Origin of the sequence: Vibrio sp. ZF57 (assembly GCF_001691235.1) — a bacterium.
Taxonomy (GTDB): domain Bacteria; phylum Pseudomonadota; class Gammaproteobacteria; order Enterobacterales; family Vibrionaceae; genus Vibrio; species Vibrio crassostreae_C.
Genome location: NZ_MAKD01000077.1, coordinates 20,564 through 36,445, shown reverse-complemented (window position 1 = coordinate 36,445; position 15,882 = coordinate 20,564). Strand labels below are relative to the sequence as shown.

Here is a 15,882-nt window from a genome sequence, read left to right as displayed (position 1 = left end):
ACAATAATTCATCAATCTTAATTAGATCACATTTTTACTTTAATTGGTATAATTGATAATTACCTACCTTGAATAGAATATTGTCTTAGAAATGTAAGTGCTTACTTATCTCAGTCTCTTTTATAAGCAATTAACAACACAATCCACACTTCTTTATGAGAATTATTCTCAATATTTTGTTACATTTTGGTCGTTATTACTAAAAGGCAACAAATATGGATATTTCCCGTCGTAAGTTTATTCAATCATCTCTCGCTATATCTGCATTAACAGTACTACCCGCTTGTTCAATGAAGCGGTCTGCTGATGAGCAAGGAAAGTATGTTTATGACTTAACTGCTGAACCTTCAACGGCTGAGTTAGTAGCGGGATTTGATACCAATGTCTTAGCCTTTAATGGACAGATCCCAGCTCCGACGATTCGATGTCGACAGGGTGAAAAGGTCACAATTCGTTTTACGAATAAGCTATCAGAGCCGACGACTATCCATTGGCATGGCTTAAGAATTCCTATCGAAATGGACGGAGTTCCCTTCTTAAGTCAGCCACCGATCATGCCAGGTGAAACATTCATTTATGAGTTTACGCCGCCAGATGCTGGCACATTTTGGTATCACCCACATATGAATAGCGTTAAACAGCTTGGTATGGGCTTAGTTGGCCTTATTATCGTAGAAGAGAGTAATCCAATACGGTTCGATGAAGAACACGCATTGATGCTTAAACATTGGCATATCGATAAGCAAGGTCAATGGAAAGACTTAATGATTCCAAGACTCAGTGCTCGTATGGGCACTCCAGGAGAGTGGAGTAGCGTTAATGGTGTTCATGAACCTGTATACCAATTAAAGCAGCACGCAACGACTCGACTGCGTATCGCGAATGTCGATAATACGATCACTTATCCTATTGCTATCGAAGGGGCTGAGGCATGGGTGATTGCCATCGATGGTAACCCTGTAAAAACGCCTTACAAACTGACTCAACATAAAATCGGTCCAGGGATGCGTGCTGATATCGGACTGATCGCTCCTAAAGCTGGTGAGCGAGTTAACGTTCTCCATATGAAGGGGCGTTTCCCATTTTCTTTGTGTGAATTTGAAGTCGTAGATTCAGCATTTGCTCAAGGACGTTCGTTACCATTACTACCATTGAATCCAGTGCCCAACCTAGATCTTGCTAATGCTGAAGAGATCGACTTTTTATTTGAATGGGAAGGGGCTGTTTCTCCTGTATCCAAAGATGGAAAATCGATGCCTAAGTTTTGGCTAACAAATAAAAGAGCATGGGAAGGAATGAGCAAAGACAATATTCCTGAACCATTGGCGACTTTAGAGTTGGGTAAGACTTACATATTCGATCTTAAGAACGTCACTCAATATCATCACCCGATTCATATTCATGGTCATACATTTACTGTATTGGAACTTGATGGTAAAAAAATTGAAGAGCCTTTCCATACCGATACAGTGTTACTTGGAAAAAATGGCCGAGCTAAAGCTGCATTTGTTGCAGACAACCCCGGACGCTGGATGTACCACTGTCATGTAATTGAGCACATGAAAACAGGATTGATGGGATATATTGAAGTTAAGTGACACCTGTAACGTTTAATATTTGCGCATGCATTCTTAGTTTCTACCCTCGCTTTTATCGGCGTTAAAGCTAGAATATAGGGATTATTGTTTGGGAGGATTCATGGGTCAGTTATCTATTCTAGGTTTTATCGCCATCGGTGGCGCGTTTGGTGCTTGTTCACGTTACTTGATTTCAGAGTTATGCGTTGTGATGTTAGGGCGTGGTTTTCCTTACGGTACGCTGACTGTTAACGTAATTGGCTCTTTGATTATGGGATTGCTCATCGCCGCGTTTGAAAATGAGATGGTTGCGACGGAGCCGTGGAGACAAATTATCGGTCTTGGTTTCCTTGGAGCCCTGACGACATTTTCTACGTTTTCGATGGATAACGTGCTTCTTATGCAGCAGGGTGCGTTCTTCAAGATGGGGCTCAATGTACTGCTCAATGTGTTTCTCAGTATTTCAGCCGCATGGATCGGCTTCCAACTTCTGATAAAGTCTTAAAACTTTCTTACGATTTGTTAACAACTCGGCTTGGTTTATCCAAGCCGTTTTCATATACTCGATCGTACTTGTCGGAGTGCCATATGGCTGAGACCGTTAACTCGGGATCCGTTGAACCTGATCAGGCTAATACCTGCGAAGGGAACAAGAGTAGATATCTAACTAGAATCCTTCTAGAGATCTATCTCCAGATCACAACTGCATTTTCTTGCTGTGATCCCTCTTGTAGCATCTTATCCGTCAAGCATTTTTATCCCTATAAATAATGGCTAAAAGCCAAGGAAAAATGCTATGTCGAGTCGTAAACAAGCAAGACTGGAAGCGAAGAATTTCATTGATTCTTTATCTGTACAACCTTATCCAAACTCAAAAAAAGCTTACATCCAAGGGGCTCGAGCGGACATTCAAGTCCCTGTCCGAGAAATATCCCTCGCAGATAGCCTTGTTGGTGGCAGCAAAAAAGAGCCTGTATTCGAACCTAATGAGCCAATTCATGTCTACGACACCTCAGGTGTTTATACCGATCCTACGCATGAAATAGACCTTTATAGTGGCCTTCCTAAGTTGCGAGAGCAATGGATTGAAGAGCGTGGTGATACGGAATTGCTCGATGATGTAAGCTCTGTTTACACCAAAGAACGTTTAGAAGATGAAACCCTAGACGACCTTCGTTACGGAAACCTGCCTCGAATTCGTCGCGCTACTGGCGACCAATGTGTAACTCAACTGCATTATGCTCGTCAGGGAATTATCACTCCTGAGATGGAGTACATTGCGATACGTGAGAACATGGGGCGTCAGAAGTTCGCTGATGAACAGCTTAATCACCAACACCCAGGCCATAACTTTGGCGCAAACCTGCCAAAAGAAATTACCCCTGAGTTCGTGCGTAAAGAGGTCGCTGAAGGCCGAGCTATCATCCCTTCAAACATCAACCACCCAGAATCAGAACCTATGATTATTGGCCGAAACTTCTTAGTGAAAGTGAACGCCAATATCGGTAACTCTTCTGTAAGCTCTTCGATTGAAGAAGAAGTTGAGAAGCTAGTATGGTCGACTCGCTGGGGCGGCGATACCGTAATGGATCTTTCTACTGGCCGTAATATCCACGAGACTCGTGAATGGATCCTACGTAATAGCCCAGTGCCGATTGGTACGGTTCCTATGTATCAGGCGCTTGAGAAAGTGAATGGCGTAGCCGAAGACCTTAACTGGGAAGTGATGCGCGATACTTTGATTGAACAAGCGGAGCAGGGCGTTGATTACTTCACTATCCATGCTGGTTTGCTTCTTCGTTATGTTTCTATGACGGCTAAGCGTGTGACAGGTATTGTTTCTCGTGGTGGCTCTATTATCGCGAAATGGTGTCTTGCACATCACCAAGAAAGCTTCCTATACACACACTTCCGCGAGATCTGTGAGATCTGTGCGAAGTACGATGTGGCTTTGTCACTAGGTGACGGCCTACGTCCTGGCTCTATTGCAGATGCCAATGATGAGGCTCAGTTCTCGGAGTTACGTACTCTAGGTGAGTTAACTAAAGTGGCTTGGGAATACGATGTTCAGGTGATCATTGAAGGTCCTGGACATGTACCTATGCATCTTATTAAAGAGAACATGGATGAGCAGTTAGAGCACTGCCATGAAGCGCCTTTCTATACGTTAGGCCCGCTGACCACTGATATTGCACCGGGTTATGACCACATTACCTCTGGTATTGGCGCGGCGATGATTGGTTGGTACGGCTGTGCGATGCTTTGTTATGTAACACCTAAAGAGCATTTGGGCTTACCAAATAAAGAAGATGTGAAGACTGGCTTGATTACTTACAAGCTGGCAGCACATGCAGCAGACTTGGCAAAAGGGCATCCGGGCGCACAAATCCGAGATAATGCATTATCTAAAGCTCGTTTTGAATTCCGTTGGGAAGACCAATTTAATCTAGCTTTAGATCCAGAAACAGCCCGTTCTTTCCACGATGAAACCCTGCCACAAGAATCGGGCAAGGTTGCTCACTTCTGCTCTATGTGTGGACCTAAATTCTGTTCAATGAAGATCTCTCAAGAAGTTCGAGAGTACGCGAAAGACACTGAACAAGTGGCTGCTGATCAGGTTATCGAGATTAAGATGCTTGATAATCCGTTGGAAGGGATGCGTCAGAAATCACAAGAGTTCCGTGATACTGGCTCTGAACTTTATCACCCAGCAGTAGGCGCAAAAGAAGCTCAATTAGAGGAATAATGACAGTGAAGATTCTTATCCCATCTCAAAATATTGAGCTAACGGGAGAGGTGCAAAGCTGTCTATTGGTTGCTAAGCGACAAGGCTTGGCAACCGATGCAGTTGAGTTGGATGTAAGCCCAACTCAATGCTTCTCTATCGTTGATGCTCAGCAAGCGTTATCTATTGGTTTTGCTCATGATGTTGATTCATTGGCGGAGTGTCGCTCAAGTGAGCTTGATCATATCGTTTATTACAGTCATTCAGTGGCGCTAGCTGGTGTCCGCGATGCCTTGGCACAAACTCCGAATACCATCTATATCGGTGTCTTAGATGACTCAGCTGCATTAGATATCTGGTCACAGCTAGATTCTAATCGTGCTATCAAGAGTGAAACTCCAGCTCATCAGGAGTTAGATAGTCGTGGCCACTTTGCTTGGTTACTTACTTTGTTGGCGTTGGAATTCCCATTAGAAGATGCACTGGTTTTAGCTCGCGCAGCATCTAGTGTTTCACGTGGAACATGGCCAGCAAACTATCAAAACTTTCCTATTCCCGTTCTCGAAGATGAGCGACTGGATATTAGTGTTGGTTGGGCGCACCAAGGAACATCACTGTCGTTCCCGGAATTGAGTAAGAGTAGCCTAGGACTATACCCAGTGGTTGATGATGTTGAGTGGATCGAAAGGCTGCTCAAGCTTGGAATTAACACAGTTCAACTGCGTATTAAGAACCCACAGCAAGCAGATTTAGAACAACAAATCGCGCGATCTATCGAACTCGGTAGAGAGCACAACGCTCAGGTTTTTATCAATGACTATTGGCAATTGGCACTTAAGCATGATGCTTTTGGTGTTCATTTGGGGCAAGAGGACATCGAAGAATCCAACCTATCTCAACTGAGCCAAGCTGGTATTAAGATCGGTCTATCGACTCATGGTTATTACGAGTTGCTACGCATTGTGCAAATCAACCCAAGCTATATTGCGCTGGGGCATATATTCCCAACCACCACTAAGCAGATGCCATCGAAGCCTCAAGGACTTGTGCGTTTATCTCTCTATCAGCAGCTGATTGATACTATCCCATACACAGAAGAACTCACCGGTTATCCGACAGTTGCGATTGGTGGAATTGACCAGTCGACGGCCGCACAGGTGTGGAGTTGTGGGGTATCGAGCCTTGCTGTTGTACGTGCGATTACGTTAGCCGAAGACCCAAAACAAGTGATTGAGTTCTTCGAAGCATTAATGGCTGACCGTTCTTCAGGTGCTGCTAAAGAGGTAACTCAGGAGCTAAGTCATGCTGAATGATTTCGAATTCATTCGTTATCAACGACAACTCGCACTTCCTGAAGTGGGTGAGCAAGGGCAACGCAATCTATTAGATAGCCATGTATTGGTCATCGGTTGTGGTGGCTTAGGCAATGCTGCGGCTCTCTATCTTGCGGCTTCCGGTATCGGGAAAATCGTATTAGTTGATGATGATTGTGTGGATTCGTCTAACCTTCAACGACAAGTTGCGTTCAAGGAAAGCCAGTTAGGTTCGCCTAAGGTCGAAGCTCTGAAGCAAAAACTGACTGAGCTTAATGGTCGAAACCAAGTGAGAACCATCAATAGGCGAATGACTCAGAGCCAGCTTGAGCTTGAGGTGATGCTCGCTGATTTGGTGTTGGATTGTACTGACAACTTTGAGTCACGTCAGCAGGTTAACCAAGCATGTTTTGGTAGCAAGACACCTTTGGTTTCTGGTTCTGCGATCGGATGGAAAGGTCAGTTTATTGTCTTTGATTATCAGATGCAGAAAGGGTGCTATCACTGTTTGTTCCCGTTCAGTCATCATCCACAAACGACACGTTGTAGCGATAGCGGCATCATCGGCCCAGTTGTTGGCACCATAGGCAACCTCCAAGCACTGGCAGCGATTCAACGTATTAGCACTGGCGAGTTCCAGGTTGCAACACATCAGCTCAAACTGTTTGATGGTCAGACGATGAACTGGCAAAACTTAAGTGTCACTCAAGATAGTGAATGCCCCGTTTGCTGCACATCTACAGTTAACTATTTAGAAGAAGAAACCCAATGAGCAACATAACGATCTCTATCAATGAGCAACCAGAACAGGTTGCACAATCGTCGTCTCTAGCGGATATCATCCAAGCGCTTTCACTACCCGATCTGGGTTGTGTCTTTGCTATCAATAATGCGGTTGTCCCGCGTAGTCAGTGGCAACAAAGGGTCGTCAATGAAGGCGATGCTATTTCTCTTTTCCAAGCTATTGCAGGAGGCTAACTATGTTAACTATCGCAGATAAAACATTTCAATCACGACTCTTTACTGGAACGGGCAAGTTCGCGAATAAACATTTAATGGCGAGTGCTATCGAAGCTTCCGGTTCTCAACTGGCAACCATGGCGTTGAAGAGAGTTGATATTCGCTCTGAGCAAGATGATATTTTACAGCCCATCATTGATGCTGGCGTGAACTTGTTACCAAATACCTCCGGGGCGAAGAACGCGAAGGATGCCATCTTTGCTGCGCATTTGGCTCGCGAAGCGCTAGGCACAAACTGGCTCAAACTGGAAATTCACCCTGATCCAAAGTACTTGATGCCAGACCCAATTGAGACATTAAAAGCGGCTGAGCAAATGGTTAAAGATGGCTTTGTTGTGTTGCCTTACTGTCATGCTGACCCAGTGTTGTGTAAACGATTGGAAGAGGTGGGTTGTGCTGCGGTTATGCCGCTAGGTGCGCCGATTGGGTCGAACAAAGGTATCGCTTCGGCAGACTTCTTAGAGATCATTATCGACCAAGCGAACGTCCCTGTGATTGTTGACGCTGGTATTGGTGCGCCATCTCATGCTACTCGTGCAATGGAAATGGGCGCGGATGCCGTGTTAGTTAATACTGCAATTGCGGCTTCTCAACAACCCGTTGATATGGCGATTGCTTTTAAACTGGCAGTTGAAGCTGGCCGTATGGCTTACCTTTCTGGTCTTGCTGGACAGGTGTCTCATGCGGTTGCTTCTAGTCCGCTAACTTCATTCCTAGACGAGTAGTGTCCTTATGACGTTTGTTGATCGATTTAAACAGCTCAACTGGGATGACATTGGTATGTCCATCTTCAGTAAAACGGCAGCGGATGTTGAGCGCGCTCTGAGTAAACCTAAACGCGACTTGGAAGACTTTAAGGCTCTTATCTCTCCGGCAGCAGAACCTTACTTAGAGCAGATGGCGCAACAATCGTTGGCACTCACACGCAAGCGATTCGGTAATACAATGTCGTTGTATATTCCATTGTACCTCTCAAACTTATGTGCGAATGCGTGCACGTATTGTGGTTTCTCAATGGAGAACCGCATTAAGCGTCGCACACTTACTTTAGATGAAATCGATGCTGAAAGTGCCGCTATCAAAAAGATGAAGTTTGATAGTGTATTGTTGGTGACTGGTGAACATGAAACCAAGGTCGGGATGAAGTACTTCCGTGAAGTGCTACCGAATATTAAGGCACAATTTAACTATCTTGCGATGGAAGTGCAGCCGCTTGATCAAGATGACTACGCAGAGCTTAAAACTCTCGGCTTAGATGCGGTGATGGTTTACCAAGAAACGTATAGCCCAAGTACCTACGCGGAACACCACTTGCGTGGCAATAAAATGGATTTTGAATACCGGCTCGAAACGCCCGATCGTTTGGCAAAAGCGGGTATTGATAAGATAGGTATTGGCGCTTTGATTGGCTTGGAAGATTGGCGTACCGACTGTTTCTTCGTGGCCGCTCACTTAGACTATCTTGAGCGTACTTATTGGCAAACACGTTACTCGATTTCATTCCCACGTCTTCGTCCGTGTGAGGGTGGTTTGCAGCCTAAATCGATTATGAGTGATAAACAGTTGGTTCAACTTATCTGTGCGTATCGTTTATTAAACCCTGAGGTTGAATTGTCTCTCTCGACTCGTGAGTCTGCAGCTTTCCGTGACAATGTGTTGCCATTGGGAATCACGAGTATGTCGGCGGCTTCTAAGACCCAGCCTGGTGGTTATGCTTCCGGTGAGGAAGAACTCGAGCAGTTTGAGATTAGCGATGAGAGAAGTGCAGCTGATGTTGATTCGATGATCCGACAGCGTGGTTTCGACCCAGTGTGGCGTGATTGGCATAGCGCTTACTCAGGCTAACTAGCATCTTGGTTGATGTTCCACGTGAAACATCGATGTAATGATACAGGCAAATAAAAACGGCTACCTTTGGGTAGCCGTTTTGCTATTTAACTTATTAACCTAGCAAGCTCGTTTTGGTTCAGCTAACAGCTTAGCGAAGTATTATCCGTGAGCTAATGGCGTCGTTGATTGGCGTAGCCATTCCAGCGTATCACCTTCAACTAATGGGCTAACATCGTTCCATACTTTCTGATGGTAGTCGTTCAGCCACGCCAGTTCAGGTCGTGTTAGCAAATCAACATTGATGTTGCGCTTATCGATAGGGCAACGTGTTAGCGACTCAAAGGTTAGTACTGAAAAATCACCTTGAGTTGGCAGTTCAACCACGAGCTCTAGGTTTTCGATTCGAATACCAAACTCATCAGCACGGTAGTAACCCGGTTCGTTTGATAACACCATGCCTTCAACAAGAGGTACGTCGATTAGCTTCTTAGAGATACTTTGTGGGCCTTCATGAACACTTAGGAAGTGACCAACACCGTGACCAGTACCATGATCGTAATCGAAGCCTTCCGCCCATAAGTGCTGACGCGCTAGGATATCCAGTTGGAAACCACGAGTGCCTTGTGGGAAGCGAGCTCGTGCGATGCCTATGTGACCTTTAAGCGCTAACGTGAACTGCTGAATCATTTCGTCGCTTGGTTGGCCAATCGCGATAGTACGAGTGATGTCGGTTGTACCATCTAAGTACTGACCGCCTGAGTCGACTAGGTACAGAGTATTCAGTTCTAGCTGACCTGGTTCAGGCTGGTTCTCATGGTTGTAGTGACACATTGCAGCGTTGCCGCCTGCCGCTGAAATGGTGTCAAAACTTAGATCCATCAGCGTCGGGTCTTGCTCGCGGAATGATTGTACTTTGTCTGCTAGTACAGCTTCGTTGTGCAGGTTACCTTGCGCGACTTCTGCATCAATCCAAGACAGGAATTTCGCCATCGCCACGCCATCTCGAATGTGACACGCTTTCATACCTGCAATCTCAGTTGCGTTTTTAGCAGCTTTTGGCATTAGGCATGGGTCTGCTGCTTCAATGATGTGAGCGCCAGCGTTTTGTAGAACAAGCGTGTACCAAGCATTGCTCGTGCCTGAATCAACAGACACATTCTTACCCTCTAAAGATTGAAGGCGGGCTTCAAGCTCTGATGGGTGAGAAACACGAATACCATTACCAACGTGCGCTTCAAAACCAGCAGGGATACGAGCTGGGTCTAAGAAGAAATCGACGCTTTCATCGGCGTGAATGATCGCGTTGGATAACACAACCGGCAGACGAGATACGTCTAAACCACGAATGTTGAGTAACCAGCAGATTGAATCCAGCTCAGTAAGGATAGCGGCATCAGTGCCTTTGGCTTTTAGTAGGCTTGCAATTTCTTCACGCTTACTTTCACTTGATTGGCCAACGGCGTCGGTTGCCATGAGGCGAACATCAGATACAACAGGCTCAGGGCGATCAGACCAAAGCTCATCAATCGGGTTTGCCGCTAGTGTTGTGAGTTCTACTTTATCAGCTAGTTTAGCTTGTGCGCCTTTCAACCAAGCCGCCGTATGCATACGTGGGTCGAATGCAACTTTACTGCCTTGTGCGAGTGAATTGATGATCCAATCTAAAGCCGGTTCTTCAATAAGATGGCGATACTCAAATAGCTCACCAGGTACTTGTTTACGAACCTGGACGGTATAGCGACCATCAACAAAAATAGCCGCGTTTTCGCGAGTGATAACAGCCGCACCTGCAGAGCCAGTGAAACCGGTTAGCCAGTGAAGTCGCTCGTTGTGAGCTGGAACGTATTCACCTAGGTACTCGTCTTCATGTGGAATGATAACAGCATCTAAGTGGTTTGCTTCAAGCCAAGCTCGAACCGCAGTAACGCGTTCCGCAGTGATATTGTGCATCTGTGTTTATCCTTATTGTTAGGGTCCTTGTTAACACTCACAGTCGATATAAATGCGAGGGGACTTATTAGGTCAATAAGCTAGCGCTTTTGTTCGTTTGCTGCAAACGCTGAACGCCATTTTTATCTGAGGTGCAGAGTTTTTTCTTTGATGATATCTCGCAACCAAGTTAAGGCTGGGTCGTTTTCTCTATCACGGTGCCAAAACAGGGTGTATGCCATTGGTGGAAATTCCATTGGCAGAGGCACAACCACTAAGTCGAGTTGCTTCGCGACAAGATGGGTGAAGTGGCTTGGTGCGGTAAATACAAAGTCGGTGTAGGTACACAGGCTTGCCGCACTGTTGAAGTCGGGCACAGAGATAGCAATATCACGTTGGTGACCAAGGTCAGCTAGTTTGTAATCGAGTAGCCAGCGATCGTTTCCATCACACCTTACTTGTACATGACGTTGTGCAAGGTAGGTTTCCAGATCCCATTGACCACTCAGAGCAGGGTGGTTACGTCTCAATACACACATCTGTGCATCTCGGTAGATCTCTTGTTCGCAAATATCATCTGGCGGCAACATGGTTAAACGCGCGTCGTTGATGTCGATGTCTTTACCCGTGAGTCCGATATCGAGTTCACCAAGCTGTAATTTCTTAAAGGTTTGCTCCGTCCAAGCGTGAGTGTTGATATTTACCTTCGGTGCTTGGCGAAAAATCGCGGGCAAGAAGTGAGGAAGAATCAACGGGTAGACACTTTCAACCGCTGCAATGTGAAAACTGTGGTCACTGTTGTTGGGAATGAATGTCTCCGGTTGGGTGAGCACATCAAGTTGATTGATCAGTGTTTCCAACCGTGGCTTAAGGAACACTGCTTTTGGTGTCGGGCGTAGGCCGTGTGCACTTCGCGTAAAAAGAGGGTCATTAAATTGTTCGCGAAGTTTGGCCAATGATTTACTCACCGCTGACTGGCTCAGGCACAATCGATGTGCAGTGCGTGTAACACTCAGCTCTTCCATTAGCACCTGCAAGCAAACTAGTAGATTGAGGTCGAGGCGCGATAGTTTCTCGATATTCATGTGAGTTTCCTTATTGGAATAATGCTAATGATTATATGCCATTTTTGTTCATATCTTTAGTTGGTTATTATGCACCTAAATTAACTCATCCGGAGAATCTTGTGCCTTCTAACGCGCTTCCAACCCCTAGTAAACTGCAGGTTGCTTTATTGGCAATGCTGGTTCTTTTTAGCCCTTTGGCTATTGATATCTACCTGCCAGCTCTGCCACAAATTTCGACAGCGTTTCACGTGGAACATGCACTAGCACAAGATACGATTACTTGGTTTTTATTTGCCATGGGTGTCGGCCAACTATTTGCCGGCCCTTTGGCGGATAAGCTAGGACGTCGAACCGTTGCATTGGGAGGTGTTAGTATCTATGCATTGAGTGCTTGCTTGGCGTGGGCAGCTCAATCGATTGATATGATGCTAATAGCTCGGCTGCTACAAGGCTTAGGAGCTTGTGCGACTTCTGTAGCTGCCTTTGCAACGGTTCGCGATCTATTTGGTCCAGAGAAGAGTGGCCGAATGATCAGCTACCTTAATGGTGCTATTTGCTTTATTCCTGCATTGGCACCGATTCTTGGCGCTTGGTTAACTCATCAATTTGGCTGGCGTTCGAACTTCAGCTTTATGGCGGGTTTTGCCGTCGTTGTCGGTACTATCTTATTCTTCCAAATGAAAGAATCGAACCCGGTGACGGAAAAGGTAGCGGTGTTCAAACTAGAGCGCTACTGGTCAGTATTAAAAACACCTTCATTCCTATTCCACGCAACTCTATGTTTGATGGCGATGGCAGTGATCCTCGCTTATGTAACCTCAGCACCGGTTGTGTTGATGGAGAACCTTGGCTTAACCATGAAAGAGTTTACTTTCTGGTTTGGTGTTAATGCGGCCATCAACATTGCAGCTGCGTTTACTGCACCTAAATTTATGGACCGTTTTGGTACCTATAAAGCACTGGTGGTTGGTATCTCGACGCTGGGCTTAGCGGGTGTGATTATGTTGGTGCTTGCTGAGCACGCTACTCCAATCGCGTTCATGCTACCGATCTTCTTATCGTCAGTTGGCTTTGCTTGGATTCTTGGTGCTGCGGCAGGTAAAGCTCTAGAACCTTTCGGTGACCGTGCGGGTACAGCTGCTGCGCTGCTTGGCTTGTTCCAAATGAGCGGTTCAGGGCTTCTTGTGGGTACCATGCAACGTCTTGATTTAACGTCGCAAGTGATGATTGCTCTGCAAATGTTCCTGATTGTTCCTGCGTTATTAGTGCTTGCGAGCAAAGCGGGTAAGTCTTGGCACACGACGTTTGCTAAGGCATAAGTTACAAGGGTGACAAAATATACAAATGGCGGTTTTCGAAACGTTAAAACATGGTATATTTGTCACTCATTGAAACGTTAGTCCCCAACGGAAAATACTGTAATGTCATTAACAACCTACGAAATGGCGCGCGTCTTAGAACAAATGGAAGATGCACCTGAAAAGGTCATGTTTGGTAAACTGCTTAAAGAGCTAGGCAACCAAAGTGAAGAGCGTATTCGCAGTGCGGCAAAACAAGTTCCAATCGATACTTTGCGAGATATCATTTACCAATTTCAGCGTGTGGTAGAGTCTCGTAAGGGTGAGCAGGTTCAGCTATTGGCAAAAGAACTTGCAGAGCAAGGCATCTCTGCTGAAGAGCTACAAGCTTTTCTAAATAAGTAAGCTTATCCCAGTTAAAAAAGAAACCACTCAATTGATTGGTTTCTTGCGTTTGGGCTGTAGCATTTAGCTTTAGCAGTTCAAAAGAGGTGAAAACTTATTTTAATTCCTGAACTGCGCTTTCAAAACTCTATCAAGTGAGAATGGTCCTGCGCCCCACACGACAACGATAAGAATCATTAACCCCCAAAGCTGATGATCGTAGAAGCCTTGATCCCACAATACAGGGTAAGACACGACAGCAATGATATTGAAAACGAACAACACCGCAGCCATAGGTCGTGTTAATAAACCGAGCGCTAAAAACATCGGTAGAATTAACTCAGCGGCAGTGCCCATGTAAGCAGCCAATTCCCAAGGTAGCAGTGGCACTTGGTATTCCAATTCAAACAAGTAAAGCGTGCTATCCCAAGTAGCTATCTTGGTGAGTCCAGAATTAAAGAATACCCACGCCACCCAAAGGCGACAAAATAGTAGAAGCACTGGAACAAAAAGTGCCTGTGATTTCTCAATCAAACTGTCGTATTGAGCCATCATGTTCGTGACTGTGTTGTTATCCATGTTATGCCTCCAATTCGGCATTGATTGAAAAACCTGAGATGACGTTTAGCGCCATAACAGTATTCAGATGTTGTAGTAATAAAGGATCGATTGCTGAGAGTGTTCGACCTGATTGCAATTCAGTGAGGAGTTGGTGGCTCTCTTCACTCAAACTATGGCTCTCAACCTGTGAATTCTCAGCTCGGATTAACACCCCAAATTCAGCTTGGTTGATGTCTAGCCCATCAAGTTGCTGCTGATAGATGGCGTGTTCAAGCGCGATAATCGTGTAACTAGAATGAATCAGTGTTATTGAATCTTTGAGATGAAAGACTAAAGCGCCTTGTTGCTCTTGTGGTACATCTGCAAGGCAAGAAAGAGGTCTCTGGTCGACATGTGCTTGTGACGAAAACCTTACCAAGCTATCTTTCTGCCATTCATACAAAGCCACTTCACCGAGATAAGGTGCAGCCTCAATAACGGCAGGAAAGGCTTGGATAGTCTGTTCAAAGTGTTCACCGTAACCACTGACATCACCAGAGGTCGATGGATAATGTAAGACATGTTGACGAGCCATCTGTTGGAAGCACTCTTCACCAACCAACATTTCAGTGAGTGGGTAGGTTGCTGCCAGAACTTCGCTCAAGCTGATCACAAAGTTATTACGGTAAATCTGGATGCGTTGTTCATCGGTAAAATGGTCGCTCACTATGTCGCAGTACTCACCATTGTTTTGATAGCGTAGGGCGTTAGCAAACTCCAATTGAACCTCTGCTAGGGAGTGGCTCATGAGGCGCGACTCCTTTGGTTGAACTTGTCGTGTTGATACAAGATATCACTGGCTTTGGTTGCTTCAGCCAATAAAACTTGTGGCTCTGGGATATCGAGATCCCACTCAATCAAGGTATGGCGCAAACCATGTTGTGCAACCCAGTCAGTGTAGAGTTTCCACACTTCGTCACAGACAGGTTTACTGTGTGTGTCTATCCAGATCTCACCTTGTTCAAGCTTCTTTTTGGTAAAACCTGCCAAGTGAATCTCTTCAACTTTGTCTGCTGGTATTCCGTTTAAGTACTCTTCACAACTAAAGCCATGATTAAAAGATGAGACGAAAATATTATTGAAATCGAGCAGTAGGCGACACTCAGTACGCTTTTGTACCTCAGCCAAAAACTCCCACTCAGGAATAGTAGAATGCTTGAAGGATAGGTAGCTCGATGGGTTCTCAATCAACATCGGGCGTTGCAAGCTGTCTTGAACCTCGATGACATTACGACAGAAGACTTCCAATGCTTCTTCTGTGTAAGGCAGCGGTAGCAAGTCATTGAAATAATGACCACTTTTCTGACTCCAACTGAGATGATCAGAAACCAAGAAGGGTTCGATATCATCAATGAGCTCTTTTAATTGCACAAGATGATGTTGATTGATGCGCTCAACAGAACCTAGCGACAACCCAACACCGTGACAACTGATGTTGTGTGCGTGACGAATTTCTCTGAGTTGTTGTCGTTGCGGTGATTGAGCTAAGAAGTAGTTCTCGCTGTGAACTTCTAACCAACTTACTAAGGCTGGATTTTGGCTAAAGAAGTCCAAGTGCGGTGTTCTAAGGCCAACCCCTGCGTAGGGGTGAAGAGTTTGAGTCACAACGATTCTCCTAACAAGAAGTGGAGGTGAGCTGAATGTCAGCTCACCATACTAAGCAGCTCAATTATGATGATTGAGTGTTACCACCTGATAATTTGCCACATAGCCCTTTAGGTACGACTACGAACGCATCGGATTGGTTGTCTTCTTTTGCTGTACCCGCACATGAGCTTGTTTTGGTTGCACAATCATTTTGGCCAGCTTTTGCCACGCCGTAGCATTTTTCTTTTGCTGCTGCTTCCGCAGGTGCTGATGTAAGAACTGCACCGCCGAACGCTAGTACACTTGTGATTGCAGCTGTAACAGCAAGATTAGAATTTTTCATAGTCATTCCCTCTAGGACTTAATAGTATTTTATATCGCAGGTTAATGGATTGTTAACTTGCTTACTAAAAAGGATAGGAAGAACTAGGAAATAATTTCACGACATTATAAGAAATATCAATATTAATGATGTGTTAGCTATTAAGTTACTGATTATATGGTGTTATTTTTTGATTGTTTTTTCTTCTTATTATCCTAAACGCAGCCTAG

At 45.2% G+C, this 15,882-nt stretch carries 16 protein-coding genes and 1 riboswitch; of the genes, 10 read left to right on the top strand and 6 right to left on the bottom strand.

Features of this window, described 5'->3' with window-relative positions; translation table 11 throughout:
* The first annotated feature begins 215 nt into the window (after positions 1 to 215).
* From A6D97_RS11180 to thiH, 8 genes are all read left to right on the top strand, one after another.
* Entirely contained in the window at positions 216 to 1,598 is a 1,383-nt protein-coding gene (locus tag A6D97_RS11180) for a multicopper oxidase family protein (protein WP_065584388.1), read from the top strand.
* A 100-nt stretch (positions 1,599 to 1,698) separates the two neighbouring features.
* Entirely contained in the window at positions 1,699 to 2,082 is a 384-nt protein-coding gene (gene crcB / locus A6D97_RS11175) for a fluoride efflux transporter CrcB (RefSeq protein ID WP_065584387.1), read from the top strand.
* 62 nt (positions 2,083 to 2,144) lie between these two features.
* Positions 2,145 to 2,243, top strand: a riboswitch (TPP riboswitch).
* A gap of 130 nt (positions 2,244 to 2,373) precedes the next feature.
* On the top strand, positions 2,374 to 4,323 hold the full coding sequence (gene thiC, locus A6D97_RS11170) for a phosphomethylpyrimidine synthase ThiC (RefSeq protein WP_065584386.1): 1,950 nt from the start codon (positions 2,374 to 2,376) through the stop codon (positions 4,321 to 4,323).
* Entirely contained in the window at positions 4,323 to 5,615 is a 1,293-nt protein-coding gene (locus tag A6D97_RS11165) for a thiamine phosphate synthase (protein ID WP_065584385.1), read from the top strand. Before thiC ends, A6D97_RS11165 begins: the two co-directional genes overlap by 1 nt.
* Positions 5,605 to 6,387, top strand: coding sequence for a HesA/MoeB/ThiF family protein (locus A6D97_RS11160; protein ID WP_017062994.1), 783 nt, complete (start codon positions 5,605 to 5,607; stop codon positions 6,385 to 6,387). Before A6D97_RS11165 ends, A6D97_RS11160 begins: the two co-directional genes overlap by 11 nt.
* Entirely contained in the window at positions 6,384 to 6,593 is a 210-nt protein-coding gene (gene thiS / locus A6D97_RS11155) for a sulfur carrier protein ThiS (RefSeq protein WP_017061316.1), read from the top strand. Before A6D97_RS11160 ends, thiS begins: the two co-directional genes overlap by 4 nt.
* 2 nt (positions 6,594 to 6,595) lie before the next feature.
* Entirely contained in the window at positions 6,596 to 7,360 is a 765-nt protein-coding gene (locus tag A6D97_RS11150) for a thiazole synthase (RefSeq protein ID WP_065584384.1), read from the top strand.
* A 7-nt stretch (positions 7,361 to 7,367) separates the two neighbouring features.
* On the top strand, positions 7,368 to 8,480 hold the full coding sequence (thiH, locus tag A6D97_RS11145; RefSeq protein WP_065584383.1) for a 2-iminoacetate synthase ThiH: 1,113 nt from the start codon (positions 7,368 to 7,370) through the stop codon (positions 8,478 to 8,480).
* A 144-nt stretch (positions 8,481 to 8,624) separates the two neighbouring features.
* Here thiH and A6D97_RS11140 read toward each other — a convergent pair whose 3' ends face one another.
* Complete coding sequence (locus A6D97_RS11140) at positions 8,625 to 10,415, bottom strand: aminopeptidase P family protein (protein WP_065584382.1); 1,791 nt, start codon at positions 10,413 to 10,415, stop codon at positions 8,625 to 8,627.
* Positions 10,416 to 10,537: 122 nt separating this feature from the next.
* Positions 10,538 to 11,479, bottom strand: coding sequence for a LysR substrate-binding domain-containing protein (locus A6D97_RS11135; RefSeq protein WP_008221529.1), 942 nt, complete (start codon positions 11,477 to 11,479; stop codon positions 10,538 to 10,540).
* A 101-nt stretch (positions 11,480 to 11,580) separates the two neighbouring features.
* Here A6D97_RS11135 and A6D97_RS11130 point away from each other — a divergent pair, with 101 nt between their 5' ends.
* Positions 11,581 to 12,780, top strand: a complete 1,200-nt coding sequence (locus A6D97_RS11130; protein WP_198599892.1) for a multidrug effflux MFS transporter — start codon at positions 11,581 to 11,583, stop codon at positions 12,778 to 12,780.
* A 102-nt stretch (positions 12,781 to 12,882) separates the two neighbouring features.
* The gene (locus A6D97_RS11125; RefSeq protein WP_009848181.1) at positions 12,883 to 13,164 is read left to right on the top strand and encodes a hypothetical protein; all 282 of its coding nucleotides are present in this window, start codon (positions 12,883 to 12,885) and stop codon (positions 13,162 to 13,164) included.
* A 99-nt stretch (positions 13,165 to 13,263) separates the two neighbouring features.
* On the opposite strand, the gene A6D97_RS11120 is transcribed toward A6D97_RS11125, so the two are convergent.
* The 4 genes from A6D97_RS11120 to A6D97_RS11105 all read right to left on the bottom strand — a co-directional run bounded on the left by A6D97_RS11120 (position 13,264) and on the right by A6D97_RS11105 (position 15,673).
* Complete coding sequence (locus A6D97_RS11120) at positions 13,264 to 13,722, bottom strand: DoxX family protein (RefSeq protein WP_017061322.1); 459 nt, start codon at positions 13,720 to 13,722, stop codon at positions 13,264 to 13,266.
* 1 nt (position 13,723) lies between these two features.
* Complete coding sequence (locus A6D97_RS11115) at positions 13,724 to 14,491, bottom strand: DNA-binding domain-containing protein (protein WP_017061323.1); 768 nt, start codon at positions 14,489 to 14,491, stop codon at positions 13,724 to 13,726.
* Complete coding sequence (locus tag A6D97_RS11110; protein WP_065584380.1) at positions 14,488 to 15,348, bottom strand: DUF692 domain-containing protein; 861 nt, start codon at positions 15,346 to 15,348, stop codon at positions 14,488 to 14,490. The genes A6D97_RS11115 and A6D97_RS11110 overlap by 4 nt, the downstream gene beginning before the upstream one ends.
* A gap of 64 nt (positions 15,349 to 15,412) precedes the next feature.
* Positions 15,413 to 15,673 carry a DUF2282 domain-containing protein gene (locus A6D97_RS11105; RefSeq protein WP_004736650.1) on the bottom strand — a complete coding sequence of 87 codons (261 nt, stop codon included), beginning with the start codon at positions 15,671 to 15,673 and terminating at the stop codon, positions 15,413 to 15,415.
* Positions 15,674 to 15,882: the final 209 nt, after the last annotated feature.